Below are 8,885 nucleotides of genomic sequence, written 5' to 3'. Positions count from 1 at the left end.
CCCAGCCCGGCGGCGCTGCGGGTAATGCCCGCCGCCCCGGCGAGCACGCTGCGCAGCCAGCCGGTGGAGCCAAGGCCGGTGGACACGATGATGCCGCTGGAGGATTGCTGCTCGGCGGTGCCGCCGTGCTGCAGCAGGTAGCGCGCCGATACATGGGTCCTGCGGCCGATGAACAGGTCGTTCACGCCGTACAGGCTCTGGCCGTCGTTCAGCTCGGCCTTGGCCAGTGTCACTTCACGCACCTGCCGGCGGCTGCGGAAGACCTCAGGCAGCAGCAGCCGCAGGTCGTTGACGGTGAACGGCAGCAGCACACCGTCCCAGCGCTGCGGATCGGGATTCACGCCGATCAGCGGCTGCTCCTGCAAATATTTCAGCGTATTGGCCACAAGACCGTCCTGTCCCAGAACGATTACCGTGTCCTCATCGCCAAAAATAAAATTCGGCACATGCTGCCGTTCCAGTACCTGCACCCGGCCCAGTGCACTCAGCTCGATAACTGCCGTCTCCACCGCCTTGCGGTACGTAAGATCCTCGCTTATATAATCACTGAAGTCTGCGCCCAGCCGCTCAATATAGAACTGGGCCTGCTGGACCGTGTTATAGCGGACAACCAGCTCCTCAAGCCGGGTCTTGCGCTTGACCAGCACGATCTTGTTCTCCGACATCCGTCCCCCGCTGCTCATCATCGTCCAACTCCTCTCTACGCATCTAACCGACGCACACCAGCTGTTAATATTACCTACTCCTGTCCGTTACTCATCGTCCGCCCGCTCCTCTAGCCGCACCTGCACCGCTGCCCGCGCCGCCTGGCGATCCGGCCATTATTCCCTGCAGCAGATCCGGCGTAATGTTCAGCTGCCCGATCTTGCCGGCATTCTCCGCCAGCTCCTGGAAGGCGATGGCGATCAGCTTATCCGGCTTCATGCCGACATTGGTGAGCGCCTGCAGCACATTCGGTGATACGCCCTGCAGCGAATTCATCACCGCCGACAGCTCGTAGGCTTTGGCATCTGCCTCTGCCTTCTGGTTGGCGACTGTCAGGCCAATCAGCTCCTGCTTCTTCTCCTCCAGTGCCGTGTCAAAGCTGAGCTGCTCCTCCTTCATCTCATTCTGCTTTTGCTTCACAAAGCGCTCGGAATCCAGCTGGGTCTGGCGGATCTGCTTCTTTTTCGTCTCCACAGCGATCTCGGTATTCAGCTCGTTTTCCTTCACCCGGCGTTCCTGCTCGATCGACGCATTGCGGCGTTCATAGAGCGCGTTGTCGGCACTGCGGAGAATCTCCTCCCGGGCCTGTGCCTCCAGCGCACGGAGCGTTTCTTTGTTCGGCACAATGGCCAGAATGGACAGTCCCATCAGCTCAATGCCCAGCTTCTCAATCTCCGCGTTCCGCTCAATCTCCTGGGTGATCGTCTTGGCCAGCCGTTCGCTCGACTGGATCGCCTGGCGCAGCGGCAGCTGCTCCAGCTGTTTTTTAGTCAAAACCTTGGCAATATTTATCACCCGCTGGGCCAGCTTGCCGGGATCATCGGACAGGTAGGTGTTTTTTTTCAGATTATAGGTGTAGTTAAGGATTTGCGTTGTTTTGTTGTAGTCGACAATCCGGTAGGTCAGCTGCCCCTGCACCGTTACCGTCTGATAATCAGCTGTGATCTCTTCGAACATGAACGGGACATCTATCGAGGAGACAGGCACCACAATGACGGAAGTCGTAGGCACATAATAGTAAAAAGAAAGCCCCACTCCCTCACGCACCACTTTGCCGTTCTTCACCTTAAGCACGTACTCGCTGGGCTGAAACTTCACAAATTTGAATCCCAACATGGTCATTACCTCCCGGAATAATGTTATTAACACTTTGTTATTAACAACACTTTATCACACCCAATTGATATTATCAATATGTTAATAACATTTTTTTCAAAATAAATTCCCTCCATGTACGTTCGCTACAATATTATGGTCAGCTGACAATCTGCACTGTGTGGTCTGAATACCCTTTTAAAATACAGTGGTCTATGTTCACACCTGTTCCGGCCTGTTTTGTACAAAACCAATTCCGTTGCCGGTGTTTGTCCATTGAGCCGCAGAAAGCTTTATTTTATGATGGTGCAAGCGAGAATGATTCTCAGTAAAAAGATCTTAATTCATCGGGGAGGTACTTTTATGTTGAAAAAAGCAAGACAACCCTTAGCCGTTCTATGCGTCATCTTCCTGATGAGCGCACTTCTGCTTGCCTGCGGAAACAACAACGCCCAGACAGAAACCGGCAACGCCGCAGATACAGCAAGCAATACTGCTGCCAGTGCAGCACCATCTCCGGAGGCTTCCGCAGACGCCGGCACCGCAGCTGCAGCAGGGACACAGTCCTACACAGATTACATAGGCCACACAGTCGAGATTCCGGTAACTCCTGAGCGCATTATTTATTCAGGAGAAACCTACGGCGATCTGGTTGCGCTGGGCGTACAGGCCGTCGGCTACCCGCTATCTATGGGGGAAGGGCAGATTTTTGAGGAAAAGCTTGCGGGAGTGGAAGATGTCGGCTTCCCGATCAATCTGGAGAAAACACTGGAGCTTCAGCCTGACCTGATCATCTACGCCGGAACGGATGAAGCAGATTTTGAGGCCTTGTCCAAAATCGCGCCGACGGTTATTTTCAACACCTTCGCCCCGCTGGAGGAACGGATGACCGAGCTCGGCGTGCTGCTGGGCAAAAAGCAGGAGGCGGAAAGCTGGCTGGCGCAGTACAAAACCAGTGAAACTGCCATGTGGGAACAGCTGAAGGCTGCCGGCATGAAGGAAGGCGAGACTGCCTCCGTCTTCACCTATTATCCGGGTGACCGGCTGTTCGTAATGGCTGCGACCGGGCTGTCGCAGGTGCTCTACGGGGAGGGCGGCTTCAAGGCTCCGGCACCTATTCAGACTCTGCTGGATGAGGGCACCGGCTTCCTGGAAATCTCTATGGAGGTAATCAGCCAGTATGCGGGCGACCGGATTTTTATCCTGACTCCTGTAGCTGATGAAGCCAAGCAATCCACCGATGCTATGATACAGAGCGAGATCTGGAAGAGCCTCCCGGCTGTCAAAAACGGCTACGTCTACACACAGGACATCATGAAAACCTCTGCCGACGCCTCGACCAGGGAGTGGCTGCTTACAGAATTGCCGCGTCTGATGGGCGGAAAATAAACGAATTGTAGTCAGGCCGGTCTGTTCCCGGCCTTCCGAATGCAAAAAGCTTATCAACATCCGTTGATAAGCTTCTTTGTTTTGGATACAATGAATTTATTTGATAATCATTCTCACTAACATAAGGGAGGCCTGTCCATGCTGCCACCATCTACGCCGCCCGCCCTGCTGCATTCGTTGCTGTTTCAGCTTACAGATGCGATGCTGGCTGTCCAGCCGGCCATGTCCTGCATAGAGCCACAGACAGCGCAGACCCATCTCCTGCTTATCTGTACCGGAGGCAGCGGCGAGCTTACGCTCCCGGACGGAAAAGTTGATCTGAGTGCAGACAGATGTTTTCTCCTGTCTCCCGGAACTACATATACAACAGCTAATCCGGAAACGACGCTGTACTATTATCAGCTCTCCTTTAATATCTACCAGATTGACGGCGGGCCCGGGCTTTATACGCAGGAGCTGCTCCCTGGCAGACAAGAGCTGCTTGTTCATCCGTTCACCCGGGTCATCCGCCTCGCCGAAGAATTGACGGCAGGTCCGGATAACCGCAGTGAAGTCCAGCTGTACAGGCAGCAGCTGAAATTTCAGGAGCTGCTGCTCCTGCTGCTGGAGCATAACTACCCTTCCGATGAGGCGCCGAGTCCGGCAGAGTCCGTAGAAGGAACCATCCGTTATATGCAGGAGCACTATATGGAGAGCATCACAGTCAAACAGCTGGCTGAGCAGGCCGGAGTATCGCTATGGCAGTACACACCGCTTTTTCAAAAGCTTACCGGACAAAAGCCGCTCGAATATCTGACCGGGCTGCGCATCAGCCGCTCGCAGCAGCTGCTACTGGAGTCGGCAGAGCCGCTGCGTGAAATCGCCCGGCTGACCGGCTTCTCCGATGAATATTATTTTAGCCGCCGCTTCCGCCAGATTACCGGGGTTACCCCCGGCCAATATGCCGTAGCTAAGCGAGGGAAGCTCACCGTCCAGGATTGGACTGGCCATACGGTGGACATTCCGGAGCGGCCAAGGCGGATCGTCTACCACGGCGAGACGATCGGCGACCTGCTCGCACTCGGCGTGAAGCCGGTCGGCGGCGACGAGGAATTTGCCAGGAACAGCGTCTATAAGCACCGGCTGAAAAGTCTGGCCAATGTCGGATTCCCGCTGAATCCGCAGCTTACGGCCTCACTCCACCCGGACCTGATCATCATCGCCAACCCCGATGAGAAGGTGTACAAGCGGGTCGCTGGTATTGCCCCCGCCCTCACCTTTGATTCGTTCGCCCCGCTGGAGCACCGCATGCGGACGCTGGGCGGCTGGCTGGGCAAGCAGCGCGAAGCCGAAGCCTGGCTTGCCGGCTTCGCTGACAGGAACGCCGCCATGTGGCAGCGGCTGTACGGCAGCGGCGTGCTCTCGCCCGGCGAAACCGCCTCGGCGCTGATCTTTGACCATGGCAATCATCTGTATGCCATGGGTCTGAGCGGGCTGTCCAGCGCGCTGTATGCTCCAGGTGGCCTCCGGCCGACCGCGGAGATTCAGGCGGCGCTGGACGCAGAGCTCGGCTTCGCCGAGGTCGATCCGCAGCGGCTGCATACCTACGCGGGAGACCGCGTCTTCATGCTCGTTCCAGAGCGTGAAGACTCCCGCGCAGCGATGGATGCGCTGCTCCAAAGCCCGGCCTGGCGCAGCCTGCCGGCCGTGCAGCAGGGCCATGCCTATTTGCTGGACAGCAGCAAATGGAACTTCAGCGACGCGCTCACACGCGAGCGGCTGCTCACGCTGCTGCCGAAGGTGCTGGGCGGGCATGGAGCCGCCCAGTAAAGCGTAAGCCCCCGGGCGGAGGCTTGTTGCAGCTGAGCGAGGGTCCGACAACAACGGGATTTTTTACCGTTGGTTGTGCTCGGCTAGCCGCATTCAGAGGCATTTTTGCCTCTCATTTTCGCCTGGGGCCGGCCTCCGGCCATTTCAGAGGCATTTTTGCCTCTCATTTTCGCCACAGGCCAGCTTTCGGCGAAATCAGAGGCATTTTTGCCTCTCATTTCCGCCTCGCACCGCTTTCGCCCTGTGTACAGACGCTTGTGCACAATCATTCTATCTCGCCAGCTCCGAAGCGATGTATTCAATCCTCAGCACAACAATCCCCCGCCTGCGGACAGCATCAGGCAGCTTCACCATCAGCCCCTTCAATTACCGGCCCCATTCCAGTGGCTCCTTCCAGCCGAGCAGCCCCACCTTGCCGATCTCACCGGCCAGCAGTTTGTCACCTCAGACTTTCATGCAGTGTTGACTTTGACAAGCAGCTCACCTCTTCCAGAAATTCAAAATCTGCCGGACAGCCTCAAGCCGTCCGGGATCCACCGGTCTAAGCGGGTTCCCGTCTACTCTTACCGCAGAGCCAAAATGCACGCTTCTTACTGCCGTTTTTTCAAGAAAATCTTTAAGTCCCTCCGCAGTCAGCCCGCTGCCGGCCAGAATTGAGGGCTGCCGCTGGATGGAGGACAGACGCTGAAGGACAGCAATCCGTTCCGCACCTTCCGGAGCAGTAGCCTTGCCGCCTGAAGTCAGCACATCCGTAATCTGCTTGTAGCAGGACAACACGTTCAGTGCTGCCAGTTGATCCGGAATTTCATCAAACGCCCGGTGAAAGGTCATGTCCATCCCGTCTGCGGCTTCGAGCACGCGCTCCAGCAGCTCCTTATCTATGGAACGGTCCACGCGGAGCATCCCTATGACCAGTGAAAGACCGCCAACAGCCCGGATATGGCGGATGTCCCGCAGCATTAAGGCAACATCCTCCGCGTCATAGCAAAAAGATTGCGCATGCGGGCGCACCATCACCCTCACAGGAATCGAGACAGCTTCCCGTACAGCTTCAATCAGCCCCAGGCTCGGTGTCAGGCCGCCTTCAAGCATCCCCGTTATCAGCTCAATTCGGTCGGCACCGTGGCGCTCGGCGGTAACCGCATCATTCACAGTTGTGGCTATAACCTCTAACAGCATCTTTTAGTTCGCTCCTTATATATAGGGTCAGCAAATTTATTAGGTAAATTCTTTCTTCATACCGTTCTATCCGATTCTCGGCAAAACCCTTTTTCCTTCCATACTACACCAGGTATAGCTCCCGGTCATGGTCATTCGCAGAACAGCCGGCTATCTGAAGCGTTCCTATTCCCACTCCCATCCTCATCCTCATCCACATTCACTTTCACTTTCCTCTTCCTCCAAAAATCAGCCTGTTACTCCGGTCCGACACCCGGCACACTCTAGCCCTGCTCCCTGTCCATGATTAGTCTGGCTGCACAGAGAAAACCGCTGGAACGCTGCATTCAGCTGGCCGGCAATCACACCCAGATCCTCATTCACCCGCGCTTCCAGTGTCCCGACCGATTTCAATAAGCCATCGTACTGATCACCATTGACGGGATAATACCTAACAGGACGAAGGCGAGCATTAGCTTGCTCTGATACGTGAGATTGTTCCACCGCCGCATTCTTCATCCCCCTTGGAAGGCTTTAAATTTCATTTATTATAAGGGATAACCTGAGGCCCTGCATGAGAAAAATCGCTGCAAGACTATAGCATCTCCTGTTCCGCAAACCGGTTAAGGAGTCAAAAAGCCCGTCAGAATCACCTTTATATGTGACGCAGATATATCACCATTTCACTGACAAAAAAATATATTTGTAAACTTTAATGACACAGGTATAATGATTCTTATGTAAAATTTAAAGGGATTACCGCCCTTCATTTATAATCAGAAAGGACTTATACCATGAGCGATACTATTTCTGTAATTCCTTTGGACGGCTTAACGCCGCCTGTCCTGAACAAATTAAGCAGGCTGCTGATCGACACCGTGGAAGACGGCGCTTCGATCGGTTTTCTGCCGCCGCTCGCTGAGGATGAGGCCGCTGCATACTGGCAGGGCGTGCACGGTCCCGGTGTACTGCTCTGGGTTGCTATGGAAGGCGAAGCGGTTGCCGGCACCGTTCAGCTCCATCTGGCGCTTAAGCCGAATGGTGCACACCGGGCCGAGCTGGCCAAGCTGATGGTTCATCCCGCTCACCGCCGCAAGGGCATCGCAGGCCTGCTGATCGATGCGGCTGAGCAGGCCGCGGCTGCACACGGCCGGACCCTGATCGTCCTCGATACGCGGGAAGGCGATCCCTCGAACCTGCTCTATCTTTCGCGCGGATACATAGAGGCCGGTAGAATCCCGGACTTTGCCATCTCTGCCGAGGGCACACTGGATACAACGGTGCTTTATTACAAGAAGCTGTAGCAGCAGACATAAAGAAGCGGCTTTGGTCCCGTAACACGGGACAAAGCCGCTTCTTTATTACCGGGTGCCTATCATTGCAGCTGCTGCTGCTGATAAATCTTATACAGCACCTGCGCAGCCTGCGCTCTGGTTGTCGCTCCTTTAGGATTCAGGGCTGCATTGCCCTGCCCGTTCATCAAGCCGAGCTCAACCATTGCAGCCAGATCTTCCGCTGCGTATGCTGCGACTTGGCCGCTATCCGTGAATTCCTTGAGGTCTCCGGAGGTACCGGTCTGTAATGCCGGATCTGCTGCACGCAACGCTCTCATGGTCATTACAGCTATATCCTGTCTGGTGATCTCCGCACCGGGATTGAAATTGCCGTCGAAGCCTACCGTAATGCCGAGAGCTCTGGCAATACCAATTTCCTCATAATACTGGTTAGTTGCATGAATATCGCTGAAGTTCGCAGCAAATTCCGCTGACAGGCCCAGTGTTCTTACCAGCCACGCCAGATACTCGATTCTCGTAACCGTACTGTCCGGGCTAAAGTCTGTAGACGAGGTCCCGTCTATGAAGCCCTTGGAGGCCATTGTTTCTACCGCTGGCTGGTACCAGGCATTCGGTGCTACATCACTGAAGCTCTTATGGGTGTAGGCAACAGCATACGTACCAGGCTGAGTAGTGTTAAATACTAACGCCTTTTTAACAGCATCATATTTGGCGTGCCTGATCTGAACCGGTTTTCCGTCTGCATTAACATGCCAGACAGTCAGGTATTCGGAAGTAACCAGTTCATGGAGCGAAGGAAGATATGGAATCCGTACCTCCACTGGTGCATTCAGGCTATTTTCAGCTTCTGCTGTTCCGTCTATTTTGACACCTAAACTGATTGCTGGTCTGCTGCCGGCCATACTTTGGGTAACAGGATCAAGCTTGGTGGTGCCGGAAGTGCCTATAGTCAGTTCAACACGTTTGGCATCCTGAGCCGCCTTATCCAGCATCACCGAAGGCACCTGTATTGTACCGAAGCCTGTTACGACCTCTATTCGCACATTTGCTGCATCCGAGCGCAGTGCAGCGGCAGGAAGCTCAATCGTATATCCGCTTCCCCCTGCCATAACCGGCACTTCCACTCTTATGGTCTTGATTCCATTGCTGTCTGCTTTGGCATTAGCCAATGCTATATTGAGATCTTCTTGCGTAATTGATAGCCCGGCAGCTATGCCGGTCACCGGATCGAGCTTCAGCGCCTTAACCTTGATTACAGCTCCTTCAACTGTGTTGGTCACAGGTGCAGGTACGTACACTGTTGCCGGCGGCGCGGTTGGCACTGGTGTTGCTGTAGGCTCTGGCGTCGCTGTTGGCACTGGCGTTGCCGTCGGCTCTGGCGTCACTGTCGGCGTTGGCGTCACCGTCGGCTCCGGCGTCACTGTCGGCGCTGGC

6 protein-coding genes and 1 pseudogene are annotated in these 8,885 nt (G+C 55.2%); 3 read left to right on the top strand and 4 right to left on the bottom strand.

The features are described from left to right. Both AWJ19_RS01135 and AWJ19_RS01130 read right to left on the bottom strand, forming a co-directional pair. A pseudogene (locus tag AWJ19_RS01135) lies at positions 1 to 683 on the bottom strand (sugar kinase); the annotation flags it as partial. 73 nt (positions 684 to 756) lie between these two features. Beyond that, on the bottom strand, positions 757 to 1,821 hold the full coding sequence (locus AWJ19_RS01130) for an SPFH domain-containing protein (protein WP_068720839.1): 1,065 nt from the start codon (positions 1,819 to 1,821) through the stop codon (positions 757 to 759). Positions 1,822 to 2,163: 342 nt separating this feature from the next. Between AWJ19_RS01130 and AWJ19_RS01125 the strand changes: the two genes are divergently transcribed. Further along, entirely contained in the window at positions 2,164 to 3,189 is a 1,026-nt protein-coding gene (locus AWJ19_RS01125) for an ABC transporter substrate-binding protein (protein WP_068720835.1), read from the top strand. Between the two features lie 138 nt (positions 3,190 to 3,327). Next, positions 3,328 to 4,998 carry a helix-turn-helix domain-containing protein gene (locus AWJ19_RS01120; RefSeq protein WP_068720834.1) on the top strand — a complete coding sequence of 557 codons (1,671 nt, stop codon included), beginning with the start codon at positions 3,328 to 3,330 and terminating at the stop codon, positions 4,996 to 4,998. Positions 4,999 to 5,478: 480 nt separating this feature from the next. Here the strand turns inward: AWJ19_RS01120 and AWJ19_RS01110 are convergent, their stop codons facing one another. Beyond that, positions 5,479 to 6,177 (bottom strand): copper homeostasis protein CutC, encoded by a 699-nt coding sequence (locus tag AWJ19_RS01110; protein WP_068720832.1) that lies wholly within the window; start codon positions 6,175 to 6,177, stop codon positions 5,479 to 5,481. A 773-nt stretch (positions 6,178 to 6,950) separates the two neighbouring features. Between AWJ19_RS01110 and AWJ19_RS01100 the strand changes: the two genes are divergently transcribed. Further along, complete coding sequence (locus AWJ19_RS01100; protein ID WP_068720826.1) at positions 6,951 to 7,460, top strand: GNAT family N-acetyltransferase; 510 nt, start codon at positions 6,951 to 6,953, stop codon at positions 7,458 to 7,460. 71 nt (positions 7,461 to 7,531) lie between these two features. Here the strand turns inward: AWJ19_RS01100 and AWJ19_RS01095 are convergent. Further along, positions 7,532 to 8,885: S-layer homology domain-containing protein (locus tag AWJ19_RS01095; RefSeq protein ID WP_198536443.1), on the bottom strand; the 1,354-nt coding region annotated here is incomplete at its 5' end.

It is taken from the genome of Paenibacillus sp. DMB5 (genome assembly GCF_001517085.1).
Lineage (GTDB): Bacteria > Bacillota > Bacilli > Paenibacillales > Paenibacillaceae > Paenibacillus_AQ.
The sequence above is the reverse complement of the archived record's forward strand: the minus strand, read 5'-3'. Positions and strand labels throughout refer to the sequence as shown.